The sequence below is a fragment of the Bradyrhizobium sp. SZCCHNR3119 genome, assembly GCF_032487775.1.
Lineage (GTDB): Bacteria > Pseudomonadota > Alphaproteobacteria > Rhizobiales > Xanthobacteraceae > Bradyrhizobium.
The window spans coordinates 590,325-610,835 of record NZ_JAUEUV010000002.1; the positions used below are offsets into that span (position 1 = coordinate 590,325).

A 20,511-nucleotide genomic window follows, 5' to 3' on the forward strand; every position below is an offset into this window, starting at 1 on the left:
GCCGTGCTGAGTACGACTGACGATCTTCGCATCAAGGAAATCAAGGAATTGAGCTCTCCCGATGAGGTGATGGGCGAGATTCCGCGCACGCTGACCGCAACGCGGGTGGTGATGGCCGCACGAAACGCCATCCGGGCGATCCTGAGCGGCAGCGACGACCGCCTGCTCGTCATCGTCGGTCCCTGCTCGATCCATGATCCTGCGGCGGCGATCGACTATGCCGAACGCCTCACCTCCTTACGCGAACGGCTGTCGGACCGGCTCGAGATCGTCATGCGGGTCTATTTCGAGAAGCCGCGGACCACGGTCGGCTGGAAGGGCCTGATCAACGATCCCGATCTCGACAACAGCTTCGACATCAACAAGGGGCTTAGGCTGGCGCGCAGCGTATTATCTGCCATCAACAATGTCGGCCTGCCGGCGGCGACCGAATTCCTCGATCTGACCACCCCGCAATACATCGCCGACCTCGTCTCCTGGGCCGCCATCGGCGCCCGCACGACCGAGAGCCAGATCCACCGCGAGCTGGCCTCCGGCCTGTCCTGCCCGGTCGGTTTCAAGAACGGCACCGACGGCAACATCCGCATCGCCACGGATGCGGTGAAATCGGCCTCCCATCCCCATCACTTCATGGCGGTGACCAAGGGCGGCCGTTCGGCAATCGCAGCCACCAGCGGCAATGACGACTGCCATATCATTCTGCGCGGCGGCAAGGGTCCGAACTATGACGCGGCAAGCGTCGATCAGGCTGCAAATGAGCTGGTCCACTCCGGGCTTGCGCCGCGGCTGATGATCGACACCAGCCACGCCAACTCCGGCAAGAAGCCGGAAAATCAGCCGGCGGTGGCCACCGACATTGCACGGCAGATCATGGAAGGCGAGCAGCGCATCATGGGCGTGATGATCGAAAGCAACCTGGTGGCCGGACGCCAGGACGTCCAACCCGGCGTGCCGCTGGTCTACGGGCAGAGCATCACGGATGGCTGCATCGATTGGAGCACGACCGTCGAGGTGCTCGATCAGCTGGCGGACGCAGTCAGCACGCGTCGCGCCACGTGCAAAGGCGCTTTGCAGGAACGCTCGGCCTAGCGGCTGGTCTGCGCTAGGTGGGGCGCTGCCGAGGCGTTCCGCTCGCGCAGGCCCATGACGAAGGCGGCGCCGCCGAAAAATGCGCCCAGCAAGCAGACGCCCGACCATCCGCTGGCCGTCCATGCAAGACCAGACAGCGCCGATCCGGCGGCGCTGCCGACGAAGAAAAGGCCCGTGAACAATCCGTTGATGCGAGCGCGCGCGTCCGGACGCAGCAGGTTAATTTCCCGCCGCCCGAGCGTCTGATCGCCAATCACGCCGAGATCGAGCACGAAGGCGGCGATCGCCAGCAGTGCGAGCGCTGTGAGAGGATACGTTCCCGGTTCAAACCCGAGCCATCCGGCTCCGGCAATACCCGCAAGGACGAGTGCACCGGCGGCCCCTGCGTGCGCGACGCGCGTGGCAACACCCGTGAGTCCACGGTCGCCGGCTCGCCCTGCGAGCGGCGAGATGATCGCCCCTCCCGCACCAGCCAATGCAAAAACCGCGATGCCCGTCTGGCTGAGATCAAACGGCGGCGCCGCCAAACGTAATGCGATCGAAGTCCAGAAGCTGCCAAACGCGGCCATGCATAACGCCTGGTAGACCGCGCGCCGCCGCAACACCGGTTCATCGCGCAGAACCGTCCACAAAGATGCAACGAGGCCGAGCGAGGTCGCGCTTGCCGCAGTCCTGCGGCGGGGCAGCACCGCGAGCAGCATGCAGGTCACCCCGATCATGATAACAGCATCGATCGCATAGACCATGCGCCAGCCGAAGTGATCGGCCAGGAGGCTGGCGCTGGGTCGCGATAGCAGAATGCCCACCATCAGGCCACTCATCACCGTTCCGATCGCCTGACCACGCAGCGGCGCCGGGGCGATCGCTGCGACCACCGGGATGAGCATCTGGATGACGCTGGTCGCAACCCCGGTAGCAAAGGCTGCAAACAGGAAGATTCCAGCCGACGGCGCCGCCGCGGCACAGCCGATCGCGCATACATCTGCGGTCAACGTCCATAAGATCATCCGGCGACTGTCCAGTAGATCGGTCATGGGCACGAGCACGACGAGCCCGACGGCATAGCCGAGCGAGGTCAGTGTCGGGGCCAGGCCGGCGAGCGCAACCGGAAAACCGAGGCTCGGCCCGATCAAACCGACCAGCGGTTGCGCAGCAAACAATGGCAGAACGATCAGGCCGACCGCGGCTGCGAGGGCGGTTAGAAGGACAGACGATATCCGCTGGCTTTCAGCCGGCGGGACAATGGACGGCATTTTCAGCTCCCCATGGAATGCGCGTGCCGGACGCTCGGCGCGCCTATGCCGCAGCAGCGTACAGCCCATCCGATTTGTGATAATCTGTCGCGAAAGCGATATATTCTTCCAACCGATGGAAGAGTTGAGCTATGGCCGATCTCGACGACTACACTGCCTTCATTGCAATCGTGGATCGCGGCAGCCTGACGGGGGCCGCGAAGACCTTAGGCCGCTCGCTGCAGACGGTCAGCAGATCCCTGTCACTGCTGGAGCGCGAGCTTGGTACGCCGCTGCTGCTACGAACCACCCGCCGATCCCAGGTCACTGTGGCAGGCCAGGCGTTCCACGACCGCATCAAGGCAGCCCTTGCCGAGATCAACCTCGCACGCGATGAAGCCGCCCAACACGGCGAGATCGTCACGGGCAGATTGAGGATCGCCGCGTCCGTCCTATTCGCGCCAGCCTATGTCGTGCCGACCGCCGCGTCCTTCATGCAGCGCTGGCCCGGCGTCGACATCGAGCTGGAGCTCAGCGACGAATTCTCCGATCTCGTTGCAAACCGCATCGATCTCGCCATCAGGATCGGCGACCTGTCGCCGTCAGCACTGCGTCGACGCGGCCTTGCGCAGTTGCGCCGGGTCCTGTTCGCGACACCGGCCTACCTCGAGCGTCGTGGACGGCCGACAAGTCCTTCGGACCTTGCACGGCATCAATGCGTGGTCAGAACGATTGGACCTGAAGGGGATGTCTGGCCTCTGACCTCGAACGGGGAAATCGTCCCTGTGCGCGTCCGTGGCGCGTTCGCCGCCAACGATGCAGCCGCCTGCAACGCGGCGGTCGCCGCCGGGCTTGGCATCGGCCTTGCGCCATATTGGCAAATCCGCGCCATGGTCGATGATGGGCGAGTCGAACTCGTGCTGACCAATTTCGAACCACCGCCCGTTCCGGTCAGCGCCGTCTGGCTACCGGTGCCGCATCTCCCGGCACGGACGCGCCTGTTCATCGACGCGCTCGCAGCCCGCTTCTCGGCGGAGCGCTGGTGAACGGCGCGGCTAGTATCCGATTCTGACGTTCGTATCACTTTGCGGTGGGCTCGCGTCCGACGTGCGCCCCGCTGGATGCGCTCAGCAGCCGCGGCAGATGCTCTTGAGCTTCTTGTCGAGCGCTGCGTCTTCCTTATTCTCCGGAAGATTCGGATCGCTCAGGCCCTTCTCATTCGAGAAGTCGCTGGCGCGCGGTTGACGATGGCCGACTGGCGCTTCCGGAAGCGAGCTCGAGGCTCCGCCACTGCGGCCCGAGCCGCTGCCGGCTGCTCCCCCGCTGCCGCCCCCACCTTGCGCAAAAGCCGGCCCGGCCGCCACCGCAATCAGGAGCCCCATCGCGATTGCAAATCCCTTCATGTTGCTCCTCCTCAGCAGGAAATCAGACGCCCTCATCGGGTGGATAGAGATGCACCTCGCCACAATAGTCAATCACACGATAGCGCCTATCCGCAGCCGCTTCATGATCCTGCTCAACAGAATCATCTGTCGCCAAATATTGCGGGCCGACCGGCGCCTTGCCGTAACCGCCGGGAATGTCGAGCACAAAATCCGGCTGGCACAGTCCGGAGACACGACCGCGCAACGCCCGCATCAATTCCTGGCCTCGCGCAAGCGTGGTGCGCAAATGGGCAGTCCCCGGGGCGAGGTCACCGTGATGCAGGTAATAGGGCTTGATGCGGCATTCAACGAAGGCCCGCATCAAGGCTTCGAGAGTTTCGGCCTCGTCATTGACGCCGCGCAGCAGCACGGATTGGCTGACCATCGGAATGCCCGCATCGATCAGCCGCGCGCAGGCGGCGCGGACGTCGTCGCTCAATTCACGCGGATGATTGGCATGGAGCGCAACCCAGGTCGTCGCGCCGGCGGGCCTCAGGGCCTCGACCAATGCGGCGCTGATCCGCGCAGGCTCGGCGACCGGCAGACGGGTATGGATGCGGATGATCTTCACGTGATCGATCGCGGCCAGATCCGACATGATTTCCTTGAGCCGGCGCGGCGACAGCATCAACGGATCGCCGCCGGTGAGGATGACCTCCCAGATCTCGGAGTGGGCACGGATGTAGTCGAGCGCTACGCGGTAGGCGGCATCCGACAGTCCGCTCTCCTTGCCGGGCCCGACCATTTCGCGGCGGAAGCAGAACCGGCAATAGACCGCGCAGACATGCACCAGCTTCAGCAGCACCCGATCGGGATAGCGGTGCACGATGCCGGGCACCGGCGAATGCGCGTCATCGCCGATCGGATCGGCGCGTTCGCCAGGCGCGGCGACCAGCTCGTCCGGTGTCGGAACAAACTGGCGGGCGATCGGATCGGCGGCATTCCCCGGCTCGATCAGATCAGCCAGGTGGGACGTCACGGCGATCGCATAGCGCTCGCCGACCTGCTCCAATACGGCCTGGTCTGTCGGCGCAACGAAACCGTGCGCGACGAGGTCGGCGGCCGTCCGCAAGGTGTTTGGCCGTAGCACTCGGTTCATGCTTCACCCGCGGGCGGAGTCCATACCACCTGATCGATCCTGACTGCGCCGGTGGCCAGCATCGCCAGCCGATCGAAACCGAGCGCCACCCCGCTCGCCAGCGGCATCACGCCGACCGCAACGAGAAAATCCTCGTCGATCGGATAGCGCTCGCCGTAGCGCCGGGCCTTCTCCTCCATCGAATCCTCGAAGCGTCGCCGCTGCTCAACGGCATCGGTCAATTCGCCAAACCCATTGGCGAGTTCGACCCCGCAGGCATAGACCTCGAAACGCTCGGCAACGCGCGGATCGGCGTGCTTCGTCCGCGCCAAGGCCGACTCGGGCGCCGGATATTCGTAGAGCACGGTCAAACGCCCTTGCCCCAGATGCGGTTCGACATGCTCGACCAGGATCTTTGAGAACAGATCCGACCAGGTGTCGTCGGCCGCGATCCGGATCTTGCCGCTGGCCGCTGCCGCCAGCGCCGCACGATCCCCTTCGCCATACGTCACCGTGGCCAGCAGGTCGATTCCAGCGTAGCGCTGGAAGGCGGCCGCAACGGTCAGGAATTCCGGGGTGACAAACGGATCGGCGCTCCGTCCCCGAAAAGCAAACTGCGAGATCCCAGTCGTTTGCGCCGCACGCACGATCACCGCGACCGTATCGGCCATGATCACGTCGTAAGCGGCGTTGGCCCGGTACCATTCCAGCATGGTGAATTCCGGCAGGTGCAGGTCGCCGCGCTCGCGGTCGCGGAACACCCGCGCGAACTCGAATATCCGGCTTTCGCCGGCGGCCAGCAGCTTTTTGCAGGCGAATTCCGGCGAGGTCCGCAGATACCGCCTGCTCCGGCTGCCATCTTCCCCCGTCAGCTCGGTCGCCGGCGCATGCAGGTGGGTCTCGTTGCCCGGCGACAGCTGCAGGATGGCGGTCTCGACCTCGGTAAACTCCTGCTCCTCGAACCAGGTCCTGACGGCGCGAGTGACCGCGCCACGCGCCAGCAGGAACGGCCGCCTGTCGGCGTGCCGGCCGGCCGACCACCAGGGCGAGATCGGGGGCTGACCGGCCATCAAAGGGTAGCCCTACCGGTCCGCAAAACACTGGCAACCCGGGCCAAAATCAGTATGTTGCGGCCCGAAACCGCATCTCGCGTCCCGAAGCACCGCGGCCTTGCCCGGCGCCGGGCCCCAATATCAGGAAAAACAGCTTTGAAAGTCATCGCCAGCTCTATTCGCAAGGGTAACGTCATTGAGCAAGATGGAAAGCTCTACGTCGTCGTGACGGCCGAGAACATCCATCCCGGCAAGGGCACGCCGGTCAGCCAGATCGAAATGCGTCGAATCAGCGATGGTGTGAAGATCTCCGAACGCTACAAGACCACCGACCAGGTCGAGAAGGTCACCATCGAGGAGCGCAACTTCACCTATCTTTACGAAGATGCCGACGGCTTCCACTTCATGAACCCGGAGACCTACGATCAGGTCCAGGTGCCGAAGGACGTGGTCGGCGCGCAGGCGGCCTATCTCCAGGAGAACATGACCGTCAAGCTGTCGATGCACGACGTGGTGCCGGTTTCGATCGCGCTGCCCCAGCGCGTCACGCTGGAGGTGGTCGACACCGAGCCCGTCACCAAGGGCCAGACCGCATCATCGTCGTACAAGCCTGCCGTGCTCTCCAATGGCATCCGCACCGGCGTTCCGCCGCACATCACGGTCGGCACCCGCATCGTGGTCATGACCGAGGACGGCTCCTACTGCGAGCGCGCCAAGGACTGACCTCGGCCGAGGAGCGCCGCGGAGGCAAACGCGCGATCTGATATGCCGGGCAGCCGGACTTTGGGAGCGGATCTTTAGCGGACGGTCTTGGAGGCCGATCTTGAGGGGCAAGGTCTCTTGCAGGCGCAGGATCACTCATCTCCTCGCCTGGCTGTCGGGGCTGGCGGTGATCGGAGCAACGCCGACTTGCGCCCTGGCGGACGAGCTTTTTCGCACGCCGGGGATCGCCGTGAGCCACACCGATTGGCGCGCGGCCCTGGATCAACTCCGCTCCGAATTGAACACCGTGCCCTCCGTCGCCGCGGAGTTCGTCCTCTCAGCGCGGCGGCACGGCGTCGCTCCGTTCGATCCGCGCACGCGCCCGGCGCTGCTCGAGCTCAACGGCGCGACATCACCGATCTTCACGGGCATTGGACGCAGTCCAGTGCCCGTGCTGTTGCCCTTCGACACAACGGCCTATTTGGCGGCAAGACGGAGCGGCACGGCTGAGATCGTGCCGCTGAGCCGGTACCAGGCCGACTTCCGCACCGAACTATTCGATACCGGCCCGGCCGGCTACGACGCGGTGTTCTCGTTGCCGCCCGAGGTCGGCGCGGGTCTGCCGCCGCGCGTCTTCGCCAAGGCGATCGAGGTGCAGATCACCGGCTCGCGCCTCGTCTATGACATTCCCGATCCGCAAGGCGGCAAGGGCGAGCCGGTCAAGGCGCTGGCGGCGCAATATCCCGAACTGCGCCGCTTCATTCGCGAAGGTTACGTCCGCTATGCCTTCACGCGTTTCGGCATCGCTTACGTGGTCTCGATCCAATGCCTGGATAGCGTCCCGCGCGCGCGGCGCTTGGCCTGCCGGGAGGCCTACCCGGTCGCCGAGCGCTTTCTGAAGGCGCTGCATGTGGTCGGCGGCCAGCCGATATTGCCACGCCCCGACATCGCGCCGACCGCCGCCGAACATCCAGCAAACCTCTCGGCTGAGTTTACCTACCGTCCGGCGGGAGATCTTCCGGGCCAGCGCAGTCCCGCCGGCCCAAGCGGGCCTGCCGATCGCATCGTCTACTCGCAGATCCATTTTCCGCTCGAGGCGCCGGCCTATGTCCATTCGCAATCCTCCGGCAAGGGCCGCTCCGGCGACGCTGCCGACCAGCGTCGCGGGCAGTATCCGTGGCGCGACAATTTCTGCGAAGCGCGCAGCTTCAATGTCGGACAATGTGCGAGCGGCTTTGGACATCAGGGCGAAGACATCCGCCCCGGTGCCTGCCCGGCGCGGCGCGACGGCGCAGATGGCTGCGATCCGAAGCGGCAGCGCGTGCTCGCGGTCCGCGACGGCGTCGTGATCCGCAGCCCCAAAGACCAGGCGGCGACGCTGCAGGTCAATAGCGGCACCGAGCATATCCGTTTTCGCTATATGCACATGCAGCCCACGGCGATGGATGCTGATGGACTGCTGAACGGTCGCGTGTTGCGCGAAGGCCAGCAGATCGGCGTCGTCTCCAACTATCTCGACCATCCCAACGGCACGACGCGCCATCTGCATTTCGACATGCAGGTGTTCACCCGCGACGGCTGGATCTGGGTCAATCCCTACGTCACCTTGATCTCAGCCTATGAGCGCCTGATCGGCGGCCGCGGTCGCGAGATCGGACCTCAGATGGCGTCCTCGCCGGTGATCACAGTCGCACCGGCCGCCGCCGAGCAGGCGGCGAGCGACGCCGGCGCGCATTAGTTCCGCCTCCATGACCTCCGCGGCAGCGGAACCGCAAGCCTGCCGACCTCGTTAACCTCCGAAGGGAGGTGGCGCGAGTGAGCGGCAAACGGCGCGACGGCAAGGCTCCGGTGGCCATTGCATTGGCTGTTGTGATCGTCAGCGTCGCAACATTGACCGTACTCGTACGCGACCGCTGGCAACCGCCCGAAATCAAACCGGCAACTGAGGCGCAGCACTCCGAGACCGGGGACGCGGCGCGGGCCGCCGGCGCGAAGGTGCTTCCGACCGACCGCTCCCTTACCGTCGAGCCTAAGCCGGCCGGTCCGCCACGCGCACAGCCAGCCAATCCTTATTAAGTCTGATCGCCCGGCAGCGGCGAGCGCCCGAACACACCGGACATTCAGGCCGACCATCTGTCTTGTTCACGTAAGGCTTCCTCGGAATTGAGCCGCCCGGCGATGTCGTGGGCCAAGGCGTCGCTGTCGGTCTCTGCGATCGGCGTACCGTCCTGGCGCTTGATCCTGGCCTTGTCGGCCTCGAGCGGGAAATCGCGTGGCTTCAGCTGGTCTGGTGCGCTGGCCATCGTCGCCTCCTCCCCTCGTTCCAAGTTCATCCTCATCAACTCGCGCCCCCGCGCACGCGTTCCCGCCGCCGCGACAGCTACGGCGTCGGATCAAAAGGTGGCCCCGCCCCGGCTTGAAACGCCTTGACCGCGCCCAACTCATCTAGTCATATATATGACTAGATGACACAGATCAGCTCCGACGCCCGCCTGCCGCTCTATCAACGCCTGCGCGATCACCTCGCCGAGCGCATTGCGAACCATGCCTGGCGTCCGGGCGAAGCGATCCCGACCGAAGCCGAGCTCGCAGCCGCCCATGGGCTCTCCATCGGCACGGTGCGCAAGGCGATCGACTGCCTGGTCGCAGACGGCATTCTGGAGCGCCAGCAGGGCCGCGGCACCTTCGTTCGTCGCGCCCGCTTCAACTCCTCGCTGTTCCGCTTCTTCCGCTTCCAGTCGGAGAGCGGCGAACGGCGGGTGCCGCAGAGCCGCATCATCAGGCGCAAGGAGCTGCCGGCCCCCTCGGCCGCCGCTTCGGCGCTGCGCATTCCGCCGGGCGAGCCGGTGATCCACCTGTCGCGGCTGCGGCTGATCGACGGCGTGCCGCTGCTGGCGGAAGAGATCTGGCTGCAAAAGGCGCGCTTTGCCGCGATCATGGAGATCGAGAGCGGCGAGTTCTCCGACCTGCTCTATCCGCTGTACGAAGAGCGCTGCGGCCAGGTGGTGGTTTCCGCCGACGAGGTGCTCACGGTCGAGACCGCCAACGCGATGCAGGCGCGACTGTTGCGGCTGCAGCCCGGCGCGCCGCTGATCGTGATCGAGCGGCTCGCTTTCGATCTCGAACGGCGGCCGATCGAGTGGCGCCGTTCGCGCGGACCGGCCGACCGCTTCCGTTACCACGCCGAAATCCGCTAGCGCCCAAATTCGCTGCACCAGCGGCGACAACAATAATGACGATCACGAGGGAGGAACAATGTCGAACTGGTATCAGGAATCCACGCCGCTGGAGCGACGCACCTTTTGGGCAAGTTTTGGCGGCTGGGCGCTCGATGCGCTCGACGTCCAGATGTTCAGCCTCGCCATTCCGGCGCTGATCGCGGCATTCAGCATCACCAAGGCGCAAGCCGGCTTTCTCGGATCGATCACGCTGTTCTTCGGCGCGTTCGGCGGCTGGCTCGGCGGCGCGCTGGGCGACCGGTTCGGGCGCGTCAAAGCGCTGCAGATCACGGTGGCGACCTTCGCGCTCGCCACCTTCGCCTGCGCCTTCGTTACCGATTACAACCAGCTGCTCGTGCTGAAGGCGATCCAGGGCCTCGGCTTCGGCGCCGAATGGGCCTGCGGCGCGGTGCTGATGACCGAGATCATTCGCCCCGATCATCGCGGGCGCGCGCTTGGTACCGTGCAAAGTGCGTGGGCGGTCGGCTGGGGGGCGGCGGTGCTGCTATCGGCCGTCATCTTCACTTACGTCGCGAAGGACATCGCCTGGCGCGTGCTGTTCGCCGCCGGATTGTTGCCGGCGCTGCTGATCCTCTACATCCGCCGCGGCATCGAGGAGCCGAAACGCGCGGTGAAAGCGGCCGATATGCCGTTCCTCGCTACGGTCTCCGGCGTGTTCAAGCCGGAGGTGCTGCGCTCGACCCTGATCGGCGGCTTGTTCGGGATCGGTGCCCATGGCGGCTATGCCGCGCTCACGACCTTCCTGCCGACCTATTTGCGCGAGGTCAGGCAATTGTCGGTGCTGGGCTCGAGCGGCTATCTCGCCGTGATCATCATCGCCTTCTTCTGCGGCTGCATCGCAAGCGGGGTGGTGAGCGACAGAATTGGCCGCCGCGCCAATGTCGCGCTGTTCGCCTCCGCCTGTATCGCCACCGTGCTGGTCTATATCTTCGCGCCGCTGTCCAATTCGCAGATGCTGCTGCTCGGCTTTCCGCTCGGCTTCTTCTCCGCCGGCATTCCCGCTAGCATGGCGGCGCTGTTCAGCGAACTTTATCCGGCCGGCGTGCGCGGCACCGGGGTCGGCTTCTGCTACAATTTCGGCCGCGTCGTCTCGGCCGCCTTCCCGTTCCTCGTCGGCTATCTGTCCGAGCATATCGGCCTCGGACCCGCGATCGGCATCGACGCCGCCTTTGCCTATTCGCTGGTGCTTCTCGCCGTGCTGATGCTGCCCGAGACGCGCGGCAAGGTGTTCGAGCAGCCGATCGACGCACCCTCGCGCGCTTGAGGCATCGATGGTCAGCATCGACGCGCATGCGCATGTCTTTCATCGCGGCCTGGCGCTCGCGGACCTGCGACGCTACGCCCCGGATTATGATGCGCCGGTGGACCAGTATCTCGCGCAGCTCAACGCCGCCGGCATCAGCCATGGCGTGCTGGTGCAGCCGAGCTTTCTCGGCACCGAGAACTGGTATCTGCTCAACTGCATCAGAATTGCTCGGAACCGGCTGCGCGGGATCGCGGTCGTCGATCCCTCCATTTCCAGCGAGGACTTGCAGGCGATGGATCGCGGCGGGATTGCCGGAATCCGGTTGAACCTGGTCGGCTGCCCGCTGCCCGACCTTACGGAGAGCCGTTGGCGGACGTTGCTTGCAGCGGTCGCCGATCTCGGCTGGCAGGTGGAAATCCAGCGGCGCGCCGCTGACTTGCCCGATCTGGTCACGCAGCTCGTCGAATACGATCTCACCGTCGTCATCGACCATTTCGCGCTGCCAGATCCGATCCTCGGGATCGCAGACCCGGCCTTTGCCGCCGTGCTGAAGCTCGGCGGATCGGGCCAAGTCTGGGTCAAACTGTCCGCCCCATATCGGAACGGACCACAGGGCCGCGCCTTCGCCCGGCAGGCCTATCCATTGCTGCGCGATGCGTTCGGCCCCGACCGGCTGATGTGGGGCAGCGACTGGCCCCACACCCAGTTCGAACTCACGCAGGACTACACGACGAACCGCAATTTTCTCGATGAGCTGATCCCGGATGCGAACGAGCGCGCGCGCGTCCTGGCCGCGCCATATGCGCTGTTTCGCTTCTGAGCCGCCATCGCAACCTGTCTAGCGCCCGCGCCTACTGCAGATAGGTCGTGAGCTGCGCCCCCTCGTCGGCGACGAACACGGCGATCAATTCTGCGGGTTCTGTCGCGCTCGCATTGGCCGACACCAGATGCGTCGAGCCCGGCGGCTCGAAGAACGATTGGCCGACCTGGAACACTTCAGGCGGCCCTCCCGCCAGCTGCGAGCGGATCTCGCCCTTGGTGATGTAGGCCGTCACCGAACCGGAATGCCGATGCGCAGGCGAGAAACCGCCCGGGCCATAGGAGACGCGAACGATGGTCACGCGCTTGCCCGGCACATTTGCCAGCGGATAAGAGGCGATCTGTTCGACCTTGTCCTGCGGTGATCCGGCCGCCGCGGTGGTGACACACAGCGGCGCCAGTGCGCCAGAGATCGCGTCCGTCGTCACCGGCAGCGCCCTCGCCGCCGCCAAGGCACAAGCAAGACCCGCCATGAAGGACAACCAAATCGATCGCATGTGCGGCCGCATCGGCCGGAGACAGTGTGCCGTCGCCAGCGAAGTCATGATCGTCCTCCCAAAATTCGCCTTACAGGGGCTCTGTCAGGATCCGGCAATCCGCGCAGCTGGGCGCACCGGCGGCGTCCAGCCATAGGCGACGCCGAAGCGATTCCAGACATTGATCACGCCGATCGCCGAGCTGAGATAGACCAGCTCCTTCTCGGAGAATTCCGCGCTCGCCTGCGCATAAACCGCGTCGCCGACGCCACCGGACAACAAGGTCAGCGCCTCCGTCCACGCCAGCGCAGCGCGCTCGCGGGCCGAGAACTGCGGCGCCTCGCGCCAGACCACGAGGAGATTGAGCTTGTCGGCGGGAACGCCGAGCCGCTCGGCTTCCAGGATGTGGAATTGGACGCAGAACGCGCAGCCGTTGATCTGCGAAGCCCGAACCTTGATCAGCTCCAACAGATCCTTCTCCAGCCCGGCCTTTCCGGCGAGCTGGCTCAGCGCCAGCACCCGCTCGTAGACATCAGGCGCCAGCGCCTTGAAATCCGGATAGTCCTTGCGCGCATGTGGCATCTGTCACTCTCCGTGATATAAGAACACTGTCGAATTATAAGAGCTCTTATATCATGCGCAAGCCGACGCTCAAGCAAACGACCCATGACGAAACCGGGACGCGGCAATCCGGCGGGAAGAGTCGCGGGGCGGCTCCTCGTCCGGCGGTTCCGCCGCTGCCCGGAGAGGGCAAACGCGGCGAACAGGGTTATCTCGCCTATTTGTTGCGGCAGGCGCAGGCGGCGGCGCGGTTGAGCCTCGAACGCGCGCTCGGGGAATTGGGGGTGACGCCACCGCAATTCGTGGTGCTGACGATGCTGAAGGCCTATCCGGGCTTGTCGGGCGCCGACCTCGCGCGCGTCGCGCTGCTGACCCCGCAGACGGTGGGCGTCATCATCCGCAATCTCGAGCGCGACGGCGCGATCGCCAAGACCCCCCACCCGGTCCACGGCCGCATGCTGCAATGGAGCCTGACCGAACGCGGCCTCCATCTGCTGCAGGCCTGCCGGCGGCATGCCATGGCGCTGGAACGGCGTCTGGAGAAGGACATGAATGCTACGGAACTCGCGACCATCCGCCGCTGGCTCGCCAAAATTGCGATCGACCTGCAGGAGGGCTAAAACGCGAGAACTTTCCCGGCACGCCCTCGGAGCGGGGTAAACTCGATCGCATGAGACAGCATGATTCCCTGACCCGCCGCGCGCTGCTTCGCACCGGAGCCGGTGCCGCGGTGCTCCTGGCTGCGCCGCTCACCGCAACCGCCGTCCCTGCGGGCTTCGAGGCCTGGCGCGAGTCGTTCCGCACGCGCGCGCTGGCCAAGGGCATTTCGCCCGCGACCTGGAAGCGCGCAATGGCCGATGTCGAGCCCGACATGAGCGTGTTCAAGGAGCTGCGCAATCAGCCGGAGTTCAAGGAGGAGCTCTGGCAATACATCAACCGCCGCGTCTCCGACTGGCGCATCATCAACGGCAAGATCGCGCTCAAGGAGAACGCGGCGCTATTCGCGCGGATCGAGAAGGATTTCGGCGTCGAGCGCGGCACCTTGCTGGCGCTCTGGGGCGTCGAGTCGGCCTATGGCGATCCCTTGGTGCAGAAGAACCACATGCGCCCGGTGTTTCCTGCACTGGCCGCGCTCGCCTGGAACGAGCCGCGCCGCAAGGCCTATTGGGAAGCCGAACTGATCAATGCGCTGAAAATCGTCGATCGCGGCTGGAGCACGCCGGAGGAGATGCGGGGATCCTGGGCCGGGGCGATGGGCCATACCCAATGGATGCCCGAGGTCTGGCTCAATGTCGGCTTCGACTATGACGGCGACGGCAAGATTTCCCCCTTCGGCAGGCCCGACGATGCCTTGGGCTCGACCGCGCGCTACCTCGTCAATCGCGGCCATTATCGCCGTGGCGAGCACTGGGGCTACGAGGTGCGCGCCCCCGGCAGCATGTCCGGCAGCCGCACCTATGCGGCATGGCAGGCGGCCGGGGTCAGGCGCGCCGATGGCGAAGCCTTCCCGCAGCCGAACGCTTCGGCGCAGCTCTGGAGTCCCGTCGCCGGCGGACCGTCTTTTCTGTTGGGTCCGAACTTCTATTCGGTGAAGAGCTACAATCCGGCGATGAGCTACGCGCTCGCGATCTGCCATCTCGGTGACCGCATCCTCGGCGGACCGCCTTTCATTCAACCGTTCCCGGGATCCGAGCGCGCGCTGACGCTCGCGGAAGTCCAGGAGATGCAGCGGCGCCTTACCCAGGCCGGCTTCGACACCGGCGGCACCGACGGCCGCGTCGGCAACGACACGATGAAGGCCATCCGCGACTTCCAGGTCAAGGCCGGCATTCAGCCGGCCGACGGCTATGGTGGGCTGAAGGTGCTGGCAAAGCTCAGGCAGGGCGGCTGATGCCGACGGCCGGCCGCTACCTCGTCGCCGTGCTTGTGTTCCTATCGGCCTTCGCGCTGGGCGTACTCGGCTTCGCATACCATTTCCACGTCCTGGCAACCCCGGCCGATCTTGCGCAATCGCAGGTCAGGGACGTAGACAACATCATCCTGCCCGCCGACCTCCGCTACAACGCGGCCTTCAAGCTCGCACGCATCGGCCAGGCGCGTCCGGATGTCATCTGTATCGGCACCTCGCGTCCAGGCACGTTCCGCGATTGGATGTTCAAGCCGTACCGCTTCTACAACGCATCCTTCACGGCCTGGACCACGTCTCAGCTCTTGGATGTGTTCGAGCGCTCGACGCGCGAGGTGCGGCCGCGGGTCGTCATCCTCGCAATCGACTATTTCCTGTTCACGGACACCTGGGACAAGGCCAACGGGACCGAACGGACGATGATCTACGAGCCGCTTCGCTACGTCCTGTTCAAGTTCCGCTATCTGACCCATTCGCTGCCCTCGCTCGCCCCATTCCAGGACGATCGGCGCCAGGACGGGTTTCGACGGGACGGGTCCTATGCCTATCCGGCTGGATTCATCGAGGTGGCACGCAAGCAATTTCAGTCGGCCGAGTACTTCCTCAAGTCAACGCCAGGCGCCGCGCATATGTCCGAGCGCCAGATGGCCCCGATCGTCCAGCTTGCATCGCTGGCGCAACAGCGCGGGATCAAGCTGATCGCCATCCAGCTTCCCTATATTCGCAGCGCAGTGGACTACCTGGACTACGAGGAGTCCTATCGGCCCTGGTCCGGCGTCTGGCGCGAGTTCGAGAGCGAGCAGACGGCCAGCTGGCTCCGCGGCCTTGGCATCACCTTCTTCGACATGGCGCATTCGTCGGTCGGGACCGATCCGCTCAACTTCATTGATGCCTACCATCCCTCGGACGACGGCATGGTCAAGATTCTCGATCAATTGTTGGACGAGAAGGAGTTTCGGGCGCAGTTTCCGGACATGAACAAGATCGAATGAGCACGCCGAGCTTGCCCCGGAGGTTGGCGTGCGCTTGCCCTGCGTCCTTTCCTCGCGTCGTTCTCAGGACTCGAGGCTTCGAAGATAAGCGCAGAACATGTCGGCCATCGCTTCGGCATAGGCGTCGATCTCTGCGGGCTTTCGCGGCGCTTGTGAGAAGTGCTCGCCGACCTTGCTGAGCGTGGTCTTGATGAGTTCGCCGGCCAATTTGCGCGTCTGGTCAGAAGCTCTGGGCAGGACCTCCTGCATGAAGGTCCGCATCGTGCGGCCGCTCGAAGCCCGTTGCTGCCGCGCCTCGGGCGCATCACGGTAAAGCGGCGCTGCATCGTGGAGCGCGACGCGTATTGCGGCCTCTTCGCACTCCGAACGGATGAAGGCATGAACGAGCCTGCGCAGCCGCTCCAGCGGCGGTTGCTCCGCGTCCTCGAGAATCTCGCGCAGCAGGTCGCCCGTCTGCCGCCACTCGTCGCTCTGCAGGCGGAACAGGATCGCCGCCTTGTTGGGGAAATACTGATAGAGCGATCCGATGCTGACGCCAGCCTTCTCCGCGACACGCGCGGTGGTGAAACGCTGCGCACCTTCCTTCGCCAAAACCTGAACAGCAGCTTCCAGAATGGCCGTAACGAGCTCGGTCGATCGCGCCTGTTTGGGCTGTTTTCGCGAGGAAACTGAAGCACTTCGGCGAGCGGCCATGATCGCCTCCGGGGAATGCGAATAGGAAACGCGACGAATTAGTCATATTTCTTCTCGCGCGCAACAGCGCCCTCACCTGCCGTGGAGACCTCCATGACCACCCTGACATCACCCCGCTCGCGCCCCTGTTGGACAGCTTGTTCGAACACGCCGCCCAAAATCGGCCGGAGGCGAGCCCCGTCTTTGCCGATCTCTCCGAGGACGAGGTATCGCAGCTGCTGCAAAGCAGGACCAACTACATCGATCTGTATGCCCGGTTGAAGGATGTTCCGCTGCCGGTTTCGCGTGAGACCGGCGCCCTGCTCTATATGTTGGCGCGGGGCTGCCGCGCGCGCAACATCATCGAGTTCGGGATGTCGTTCGGCATCTCGACCCTCCACCTTGCCGCGGCCTTGCGCGACAATGGCGGCGGCCGCCTGATCACATCCGAGTTCGAGCTGTCCAAAGTGGCGCGGGCGCGCGCCAACCTTGCCGCCGGCGGCGTGATCGATCTTGTCGAGATCCGTCAAGGCGACGCGCTGAAGACGCTGAGCGTCGATCTCCCGGCGATGATCGATCTCGTGCTGCTCGATGGCGCCAAGCCGCTCTATCCTGACATTCTGCGTTTGCTGGAGAACCGCCTGAGACCGGGCGCGTTCATCGTCGCCGACAATGCCGATGACAGTCCCGACTATCTCGCCTACGTGCGTTCGCCGGCGAACGGCTACACATCGGTGCCGTTCGGAGATGACGTCGAGCTGTCGATGCGGATCGGATGAGCACAGCGCGCGGCGCCCGGGTCTCACCAACGATCTCATTCGGTGAGTTGGCGCCAGTCTGGCGGATGGACCCAATGCGGCTCTCAAACGTTGTGTGAGACCCGCACCAGCGAAGACAGGCATGGAGACGATCGAGGCGTACCTCAACCGGAAAGGAGCAGAACTCAGGCTCCTGAATGGCTGCCTGAGAAGCCCTTTGGCGCTGGTGCAGCCGCGCTCCGTGGATCAAGTGATCCTGGACAAGTTCCAGCTTACGGCCAGGCTCAAGGCGGAGCATGCGCTGTCGCATTGGGCGATCACGGAGACGGCTTGGGCGCATCCGGGCCAGCCCCGTAGCGGCCCGTTCGCTTTCGACTACGACTACCAGCGTGCCGATCTCGATGCGCACGGCCCCTCGTTTTACGACCTCGACGCCGATTGCACGAGCGAGACACTCTACACGGCCTCCGGCATGGCCGCGATCTCGGCGCTCCTCTTGGCGGCGGCCAAGGTGATCGGTCAGGCCGACCTCATCGTCCTGCCCGGCACCTATGGTGAGACGCTCGAACTGATTGAAGGCTATGCCCGCCACCTGCATCTGGTGACCGCGAAGCGCTCTCTGGAAGAGACGATTGCTTCGACATCATCTCCCCGCCTGATGTTGCTCGATGCATGCGCCCCGGCAGCCTCGTTCGAAGCAGCGCTTCGTTGCAGGCGTCCTGCCTTCGAGCTCCTGATCTTCGACGGCACCTGTTTTTCCACCGGCTCGGGCCGCATCCGGCGTGTCCTCAATTGGGCTCGTCGGTGGAACATTCCGGTCGTGATGGTGCGAAGCCATACCAAACTGGATTCGCTCGGAGCGGAATATGGCCGTCTCGGCTCTGCCGTTTTCCTTCATCGGAAAAGTGACGGTTCCCTGCCGATCGAATCGAAGCTCGAGCAGCTGAGTGCTGAAATGCGCAATGCTGTTCGGCTCCTAGGTGGTGCGGCGCTGCCGGCGCACTTCCCACCCTATGTCAGCACATCCGCCCACCGCGAACTCACCAACAGGCGGATGGCCGCCATCCTGCGCAACACCCGCCGCGCTGCCCGATATTTCGCCTCGGCACTTCCAGGCTTGACCGAGGAGCTTCGCTTCGCTCACGCTCTTTATGTCACGCTCAGCAGTACGAATCCGCTGGATGAGACGACAGCGCGGCGGGCCGCCGCGTCCATGAGCGATGACTTGACCGCGGCGGGCTTGCCGATTCGCCATGCCGGCAGCTTCGGTTTCGATTTCGCCGCGACGGAATGGTTTCACAGCGCCGCAACCGATCGATACAGCGTCCGTGTCGCCGTTCCCGATCTTCCGACCGCGCTTTGGGATGACCTTACCGAGGCGATCGCGAACTGGTGGTCCGCCCGTCAGGGCACGAAGCGCCCTGCCCGTCGGCCGACTCACGTCGCATGAACTTGCCCGACTGCTCTGATCGCTGGACCGATTTGCGACCGGAAAGGGCATGCGCGCAAACAGTCTTTTCGCGAACCGCTTCAGGCACATCGCTCTCTCGAGGCCGTCCGCCGAAAATTCTTCTCTTTCGTTTTTTCGGAAATCGTGTTCTTATTGCGCCGTCCCGCCCTCATGAGAGGGGCGTATCGCGATCGTCACGACACGTGGAGCGCGGGATGTGGTGGACGTATCGGCTTGCAGCATGACCATTCATGCGGACGAACAGGCTGATGCGTACGGTCAAGTCGCGCGGTCCTGATACCCCGACGCTGGTATCACCGCGCAGCGCGTGTAACGCGTTGTCGCGCAGGCGACGAGGCATTGCCTCGCGCGGAGGTGGCCAAAAAGCCCGGCGCACCGAGGAGAACGCGAAGCAGCCGTTAAGACCATCGCGCAGGGAATGCCGGATGATTTGGCTGATCCTGTGGTGACTGCCGCCTGCTTTTTTTCTGCAGGCGGGCCATGGGTGAGGCCTTCACCCGGCCTTCCCCATAGGCGTTAAGTTTATGCTTGAGTGTTGGAATCCGCCGTGATTCGAACAGGGGATGGCAGACGAATCGCTCCTGAACGAGGACTGGACGAGAGTGGTTGCGCAGCTGGGCGGGGCTGCGCAGCTCGAGAAAACTGCGCGCCAGACGAAGGCCTTCGCGCGTCGGCGGCAGATTCCAGATGCGGTGACGTTACTTCGGCTGATGCTGGCCTATTGTTTGGGTGAAAGAGGGCTGAGATCGACAGCCGCATGGGCGGCTTCTGTTGGCCTTGCCGACCTCACCAGCGTGGCGTTGTTCTATCGGCTGCGTCAATGTGGTGATTGGTTTGCGGTGCTGGTGGAGGGCTTGCTCGCTGCGGCAGCTCCGAAGGCGAGCCAAGGCCGCCTGATCCGCATCATCGATGCGACGACAGTGCCTCAGGCGGGACCGGCTGCGCGCAAGAACAGTGAGCTTTGGCGCGTTCATAGCGCATTTGATCTGCCCTATGAGCGCTTTGGTCACTTCGAGCTGACAGATCAGCAAGAGGGCGAAACGTTTGACCGGATACCAGTGGTCAAGAACGAGATCCGCATTGCTGACCGCGCTTATCTGCAACCTGACCGCATTGCGGCCGTCCGCGAAGCCGGGGCCGACGTTTTGATCCGAGCGGGCTGGAAGAACGCACGTTGGCTTGACGCCAAAGGCCTTCCGTTCGATCTGATGGCCCAATTGCGTGCCGCGAAGGCGCGCGGACTGGTCGATCGGGAGATTTGGATCAAGCGCAAGGGCGGCGCGCCTCTGGCTATGCGTCTGGTCGCAATCAAGAAGCCCACCGGTGCGGCTGCTGCTTCTCGGCGTAAAGCCCGGCAAGACGCAAAAGATGAAAACCGCATCATCTCCAAAGAAACTTTGGAGGCTGCGGATTGGGTCATTCTGATCACGTCGCTCGCGCGGGACGAGTTCTCCACCAAAGATGTGCTTGCGCTCTATCGATTGCGATGGCGGATCGAGCTTGGGTTCAAGCGACTGAAGAGTCTGATTGGCCTCAAGACGCCGCCAGGAACCGATCCGCGCTCTGCCAAGCCCTACCTGCTGGCCCACCTCCTGATCATCCTGTTGCTCGAGCCGCTTGCCAGCGACTTCGAGGACTCTCCCCACTGGACGCAGGCCGCTTAACGACGCCTGGCGCTTGGCGGGTCCTGCAGCAGCTCGTTGCATCCTTGCTGCAAGCAATCATTCCACAACCAACCATCCGTTGCTTGCGCCGCAGAAAACGCGCGTTGGGGCGCCACCTTCGCGAGCCTCC

At 64.5% G+C, this 20,511-nt stretch carries 22 protein-coding genes; 14 read left to right on the forward strand and 8 right to left on the reverse strand.

What is annotated here, in order from left to right:
- Positions 1 to 3 precede the first annotated feature (3 nt).
- Entirely contained in the window at positions 4 to 1,089 is a 1,086-nt protein-coding gene (locus QX034_RS30005; RefSeq protein WP_315703800.1) for a 3-deoxy-7-phosphoheptulonate synthase, read from the forward strand.
- On the opposite strand, the gene QX034_RS30010 is transcribed toward QX034_RS30005, so the two are convergent.
- On the reverse strand, positions 1,086 to 2,411 hold the full coding sequence (locus QX034_RS30010) for an MFS transporter (RefSeq protein WP_315752387.1): 1,326 nt from the start codon (positions 2,409 to 2,411) through the stop codon (positions 1,086 to 1,088). The two genes, QX034_RS30005 and QX034_RS30010, sit on opposite strands and share 4 nt — an antisense overlap.
- Positions 2,412 to 2,473: 62 nt before the next feature.
- Between QX034_RS30010 and QX034_RS30015 the strand changes: the two genes are divergently transcribed.
- A complete protein-coding gene (locus QX034_RS30015) occupies positions 2,474 to 3,367 on the forward strand; it encodes a LysR family transcriptional regulator (RefSeq protein ID WP_315703798.1) in 894 nt (297 codons plus the stop codon).
- An 81-nt stretch (positions 3,368 to 3,448) separates the two neighbouring features.
- On the opposite strand, the gene QX034_RS30020 is transcribed toward QX034_RS30015, so the two are convergent.
- Genes QX034_RS30020 through epmA form a run of 3 tightly spaced genes read right to left on the reverse strand, consistent with a single transcriptional unit; the run spans position 3,449 to position 5,893 of the window.
- Complete coding sequence (locus QX034_RS30020) at positions 3,449 to 3,724, reverse strand: hypothetical protein (RefSeq protein ID WP_315703797.1); 276 nt, start codon at positions 3,722 to 3,724, stop codon at positions 3,449 to 3,451.
- Positions 3,725 to 3,746: 22 nt separating this feature from the next.
- Complete coding sequence (locus tag QX034_RS30025; RefSeq protein ID WP_316196223.1) at positions 3,747 to 4,844, reverse strand: lysine-2,3-aminomutase-like protein; 1,098 nt, start codon at positions 4,842 to 4,844, stop codon at positions 3,747 to 3,749.
- Complete coding sequence (gene epmA, locus QX034_RS30030) at positions 4,841 to 5,893, reverse strand: EF-P lysine aminoacylase EpmA (RefSeq protein WP_316196224.1); 1,053 nt, start codon at positions 5,891 to 5,893, stop codon at positions 4,841 to 4,843. The genes QX034_RS30025 and epmA overlap by 4 nt, the downstream gene beginning before the upstream one ends.
- A 138-nt stretch (positions 5,894 to 6,031) precedes the next feature.
- Here epmA and efp point away from each other — a divergent pair, with 138 nt between their 5' ends.
- The 3 genes from efp (at position 6,032) to QX034_RS30045 (ending at position 8,653) form a co-directional block, all read left to right on the forward strand.
- Positions 6,032 to 6,598 carry an elongation factor P gene (gene efp / locus QX034_RS30035; RefSeq protein WP_315703794.1) on the forward strand — a complete coding sequence of 189 codons (567 nt, stop codon included), beginning with the start codon at positions 6,032 to 6,034 and terminating at the stop codon, positions 6,596 to 6,598.
- A gap of 100 nt (positions 6,599 to 6,698) precedes the next feature.
- Positions 6,699 to 8,315 (forward strand): M23 family peptidase, encoded by a 1,617-nt coding sequence (locus QX034_RS30040; protein ID WP_316196225.1) that lies wholly within the window; start codon positions 6,699 to 6,701, stop codon positions 8,313 to 8,315.
- Positions 8,316 to 8,392: 77 nt separating this feature from the next.
- Positions 8,393 to 8,653 carry a hypothetical protein gene (locus QX034_RS30045; RefSeq protein WP_315703792.1) on the forward strand — a complete coding sequence of 87 codons (261 nt, stop codon included), beginning with the start codon at positions 8,393 to 8,395 and terminating at the stop codon, positions 8,651 to 8,653.
- Positions 8,654 to 8,697: 44 nt separating this feature from the next.
- Here QX034_RS30045 and QX034_RS30050 read toward each other — a convergent pair whose 3' ends face one another.
- Positions 8,698 to 8,880, reverse strand: a complete 183-nt coding sequence (locus QX034_RS30050) for a hypothetical protein (protein ID WP_315730022.1) — start codon at positions 8,878 to 8,880, stop codon at positions 8,698 to 8,700.
- 162 nt (positions 8,881 to 9,042) lie between these two features.
- On the opposite strand from QX034_RS30050, the gene QX034_RS30055 reads away from it, so the two are divergent.
- The 3 genes from QX034_RS30055 to QX034_RS30065 are packed head-to-tail and all read left to right on the forward strand — an operon-like array spanning position 9,043 to position 11,882.
- Entirely contained in the window at positions 9,043 to 9,774 is a 732-nt protein-coding gene (locus tag QX034_RS30055; RefSeq protein ID WP_315730021.1) for a GntR family transcriptional regulator, read from the forward strand.
- A 58-nt stretch (positions 9,775 to 9,832) separates the two neighbouring features.
- A complete protein-coding gene (locus QX034_RS30060; RefSeq protein ID WP_316196226.1) occupies positions 9,833 to 11,080 on the forward strand; it encodes an MFS transporter in 1,248 nt (415 codons plus the stop codon).
- Between the two features lie 7 nt (positions 11,081 to 11,087).
- Positions 11,088 to 11,882 carry an amidohydrolase family protein gene (locus QX034_RS30065; RefSeq protein WP_315703788.1) on the forward strand — a complete coding sequence of 265 codons (795 nt, stop codon included), beginning with the start codon at positions 11,088 to 11,090 and terminating at the stop codon, positions 11,880 to 11,882.
- A gap of 31 nt (positions 11,883 to 11,913) precedes the next feature.
- Here the strand turns inward: QX034_RS30065 and QX034_RS30070 are convergent, their stop codons facing one another.
- Entirely contained in the window at positions 11,914 to 12,426 is a 513-nt protein-coding gene (locus tag QX034_RS30070; RefSeq protein ID WP_315703787.1) for a cupin domain-containing protein, read from the reverse strand.
- A 36-nt stretch (positions 12,427 to 12,462) separates the two neighbouring features.
- On the reverse strand, positions 12,463 to 12,939 hold the full coding sequence (locus QX034_RS30075) for a carboxymuconolactone decarboxylase family protein (RefSeq protein WP_315703786.1): 477 nt from the start codon (positions 12,937 to 12,939) through the stop codon (positions 12,463 to 12,465).
- A gap of 53 nt (positions 12,940 to 12,992) precedes the next feature.
- Here QX034_RS30075 and QX034_RS30080 point away from each other — a divergent pair, with 53 nt between their 5' ends.
- The 3 genes from QX034_RS30080 to QX034_RS30090 are packed head-to-tail and all read left to right on the forward strand — an operon-like array spanning position 12,993 to position 15,816.
- Complete coding sequence (locus QX034_RS30080; protein ID WP_315703785.1) at positions 12,993 to 13,538, forward strand: MarR family winged helix-turn-helix transcriptional regulator; 546 nt, start codon at positions 12,993 to 12,995, stop codon at positions 13,536 to 13,538.
- Between the two features lie 50 nt (positions 13,539 to 13,588).
- Positions 13,589 to 14,809 carry a lytic murein transglycosylase gene (locus tag QX034_RS30085; RefSeq protein ID WP_315703784.1) on the forward strand — a complete coding sequence of 407 codons (1,221 nt, stop codon included), beginning with the start codon at positions 13,589 to 13,591 and terminating at the stop codon, positions 14,807 to 14,809.
- The gene (locus tag QX034_RS30090; protein ID WP_315703783.1) at positions 14,809 to 15,816 is read left to right on the forward strand and encodes a hydrolase; all 1,008 of its coding nucleotides are present in this window, start codon (positions 14,809 to 14,811) and stop codon (positions 15,814 to 15,816) included. The genes QX034_RS30085 and QX034_RS30090 overlap by 1 nt, the downstream gene beginning before the upstream one ends.
- A 63-nt stretch (positions 15,817 to 15,879) precedes the next feature.
- On the opposite strand, the gene QX034_RS30095 is transcribed toward QX034_RS30090, so the two are convergent.
- Entirely contained in the window at positions 15,880 to 16,509 is a 630-nt protein-coding gene (locus QX034_RS30095; protein WP_315703782.1) for a TetR family transcriptional regulator, read from the reverse strand.
- A gap of 128 nt (positions 16,510 to 16,637) precedes the next feature.
- Between QX034_RS30095 and QX034_RS30100 the strand changes: the two genes are divergently transcribed.
- From QX034_RS30100 to QX034_RS30110, 3 genes are all read left to right on the forward strand, one after another.
- A complete protein-coding gene (locus QX034_RS30100; protein ID WP_316196227.1) occupies positions 16,638 to 17,267 on the forward strand; it encodes an O-methyltransferase in 630 nt (209 codons plus the stop codon).
- Positions 17,268 to 17,388: 121 nt separating this feature from the next.
- A complete protein-coding gene (locus QX034_RS30105) occupies positions 17,389 to 18,696 on the forward strand; it encodes a hypothetical protein (RefSeq protein WP_315703780.1) in 1,308 nt (435 codons plus the stop codon).
- Between the two features lie 584 nt (positions 18,697 to 19,280).
- The gene (locus QX034_RS30110) at positions 19,281 to 20,381 is read left to right on the forward strand and encodes an IS4 family transposase (protein WP_315701243.1); all 1,101 of its coding nucleotides are present in this window, start codon (positions 19,281 to 19,283) and stop codon (positions 20,379 to 20,381) included.
- The last annotated feature ends 130 nt before the right edge of the window (positions 20,382 to 20,511 follow it).

Bases quoted from the DNA above. Each gene is read 5' to 3' on its own strand.
- QX034_RS30010 (WP_315752387.1), bottom strand. From the start codon at position 2,411: ATGGGCTGTACGCTGCTGCGGCATAGGCGCGCCGAGCGTCCGGCACGC.
- QX034_RS30015 (WP_315703798.1), top strand. From the start codon at position 2,474: ATGGCCGATCTCGACGACTACACTGCCTTCATTGCAATCGTGGATCGC.
- QX034_RS30020 (WP_315703797.1), bottom strand. From the start codon at position 3,724: ATGAAGGGATTTGCAATCGCGATGGGGCTCCTGATTGCGGTGGCGGCC.
- QX034_RS30025 (WP_316196223.1), bottom strand. From the start codon at position 4,844: ATGAACCGAGTGCTACGGCCAAACACCTTGCGGACGGCCGCCGACCTC.
- epmA (WP_316196224.1), bottom strand. From the start codon at position 5,893: ATGGCCGGTCAGCCCCCGATCTCGCCCTGGTGGTCGGCCGGCCGGCAC.
- QX034_RS30050 (WP_315730022.1), bottom strand. From the start codon at position 8,880: ATGGCCAGCGCACCAGACCAGCTGAAGCCACGCGATTTCCCGCTCGAG.
- QX034_RS30055 (WP_315730021.1), top strand. From the start codon at position 9,043: ATGACACAGATCAGCTCCGACGCCCGCCTGCCGCTCTATCAACGCCTG.
- QX034_RS30060 (WP_316196226.1), top strand. From the start codon at position 9,833: ATGTCGAACTGGTATCAGGAATCCACGCCGCTGGAGCGACGCACCTTT.
- QX034_RS30065 (WP_315703788.1), top strand. From the start codon at position 11,088: ATGGTCAGCATCGACGCGCATGCGCATGTCTTTCATCGCGGCCTGGCG.
- QX034_RS30070 (WP_315703787.1), bottom strand. From the start codon at position 12,426: ATGACTTCGCTGGCGACGGCACACTGTCTCCGGCCGATGCGGCCGCAC.
- QX034_RS30075 (WP_315703786.1), bottom strand. From the start codon at position 12,939: ATGCCACATGCGCGCAAGGACTATCCGGATTTCAAGGCGCTGGCGCCT.
- QX034_RS30080 (WP_315703785.1), top strand. From the start codon at position 12,993: ATGCGCAAGCCGACGCTCAAGCAAACGACCCATGACGAAACCGGGACG.
- QX034_RS30085 (WP_315703784.1), top strand. From the start codon at position 13,589: ATGAGACAGCATGATTCCCTGACCCGCCGCGCGCTGCTTCGCACCGGA.
- QX034_RS30090 (WP_315703783.1), top strand. From the start codon at position 14,809: ATGCCGACGGCCGGCCGCTACCTCGTCGCCGTGCTTGTGTTCCTATCG.
- QX034_RS30095 (WP_315703782.1), bottom strand. From the start codon at position 16,509: ATGGCCGCTCGCCGAAGTGCTTCAGTTTCCTCGCGAAAACAGCCCAAA.
- QX034_RS30105 (WP_315703780.1), top strand. From the start codon at position 17,389: ATGGAGACGATCGAGGCGTACCTCAACCGGAAAGGAGCAGAACTCAGG.
- QX034_RS30110 (WP_315701243.1), top strand. From the start codon at position 19,281: ATGGCAGACGAATCGCTCCTGAACGAGGACTGGACGAGAGTGGTTGCG.